Here is a 1469-nt window from a genome sequence, read left to right as displayed (position 1 = left end):
AAGGTTATATAATAGAACTTGTCAGAAAGACAACAACATACCCAGCAACACATACATATCATGATTCCGTAGCTCAGCTGGGAGAGCGCTACCTTGACAGGGTAGAGGTCGCTGGTTCGAGCCCAGTCGGAATCATAGCTTAAACCCTTGCTACGCAAGGGTTTTTTATTTTGCTTTAATAAAGCCGGTTTATCAAATTCGCGAGTTGTTGGCAAACTGTTGGCGAAATTAATTGACCGCAGTCCAAAAACTACCTCCAAACTTACTTGATTAGTTCAATAGTAACAAACGAAAGATCGGATTTCTGTTAAATCTTCATTGATAATAGCCAGTCCAAGACCGTCACTTCAGCCATGCATCTTTTAAATAAAATTTTGTACTGAAAACATCAATTGTATTTTTAAATTCTGCTCTAGAATCAGCCCCTTTATAATAATCTTAATAAATTGCTTGGGGTGATACTGATTCGTGATTTGTGCTATGGTTTGCAAGGCTTGTAGCAAAAGCAGGAGCAACAGAAACGAGTAAAGCAAGGGATAATGCAAAACCAGTTAAAGCTTTTTTCAATTTCATTTTAAGCACTTCTTTTTTTAAAATACAACTTTATTATTAAATGGAATACAAAAATATCCAAGGTGTTTTTTGTTAGTAATTTGAGTTAGAGGGATTGGATGGCACTTAGAATATTGTTTCTGCTGATGGGGTGTTGATTCTGGATATATTTCCAACACGATTACAGGCCGGACATGAAAGCGAACCTTGCTTTGATCGGGGCAATCATTTCATTTACGGCTGCGGTTTACTTTAAAGATATTGATGTATTGAGAGAAGAGGGAAAACAAATGAACGGAATTTCTGAGCGTTGGAACACGTTTAAATTACAAAAATCCCCTGAACCACTCTAGATCAGGGGATTGCTTTCCCAACAGCTTATTAAGTAGCGGAAGGCATGATCAACGATTTAGTATCAATTTATTAATTGCGAATACTAGAAACATACCGTTTTCCGCCTTCCTTAGAAGTAACATATTCTCGAGGAACATTAAGTCTATTGGTAGAATGATAACTTACATAAAGTTTCATATTTGCTCGGCTCGTTACGATAGCCGTATGATCCATCCAACCATCAGCATAGCGAAGACCTATTTTATTATGGTAATCATAGTGATATACATCTCCAAGCTTTACATTTGAATATGTATCAGAAACAGTCTTCATTTTTATTCCGCCAGCTTTTAAAATGTATGATCTAAAGGCTCCTGCATTAACCCAAGCATCCGTATAGGGTTTCCATTCTTTAAAGTACGGCATTCTTCCAGCTCTTAATGCTTGGGAAACAAAGTTAGTACAATCTTTGTCTTTATAATATTTATAGTTTTTATTTGGTTTTAAGGCATATTTTTCTGCATATTTCATTGCAGCGTAACCACTATATCCTTTAACAGATGTTGCAGTCACAGTTAGTTGAT

At 36.2% G+C, this 1469-nt stretch carries 3 protein-coding genes and 1 tRNA gene; 2 read left to right on the top strand and 2 right to left on the bottom strand.

Translation table 11 applies throughout. The features are described 5' to 3' along the window. Window positions 1–62: 62 nt before the first annotated feature. Window positions 63–135, top strand: a tRNA-Val gene (locus tag RAC86_RS38635). Between the two features lie 303 nt (window positions 136–438). Here the strand turns inward: RAC86_RS38635 and RAC86_RS38630 are convergent. After that, window positions 439–573, bottom strand: a complete 135-nt coding sequence (locus RAC86_RS38630; RefSeq protein ID WP_272904528.1) for a hypothetical protein — start codon at window positions 571–573, stop codon at window positions 439–441. A gap of 173 nt (window positions 574–746) precedes the next feature. Here RAC86_RS38630 and RAC86_RS38625 point away from each other — a divergent pair, with 173 nt between their 5' ends. Then, the gene (locus tag RAC86_RS38625; protein ID WP_003245507.1) at window positions 747–905 is read left to right on the top strand and encodes a hypothetical protein; all 159 of its coding nucleotides are present in this window, start codon (window positions 747–749) and stop codon (window positions 903–905) included. A 70-nt stretch (window positions 906–975) separates the two neighbouring features. Here RAC86_RS38625 and RAC86_RS38620 read toward each other — a convergent pair. Further along, window positions 976–1469: amidase domain-containing protein (locus RAC86_RS38620; protein ID WP_377886948.1), on the bottom strand; the 494-nt coding region annotated here is incomplete at its 5' end.

Source organism: Bacillus sp. LR_5, from assembly GCF_042709275.1.
Note: the sequence above shows the minus strand (reverse complement) of the source record. Positions and strands in the feature narration are given on the sequence as shown.

Bases quoted from the DNA above. Each gene is read 5' to 3' on its own strand.
- RAC86_RS38630 (WP_272904528.1), bottom strand. From the start codon at position 573: ATGAAATTGAAAAAAGCTTTAACTGGTTTTGCATTATCCCTTGCTTTA.
- RAC86_RS38625 (WP_003245507.1), top strand. From the start codon at position 747: ATGAAAGCGAACCTTGCTTTGATCGGGGCAATCATTTCATTTACGGCT.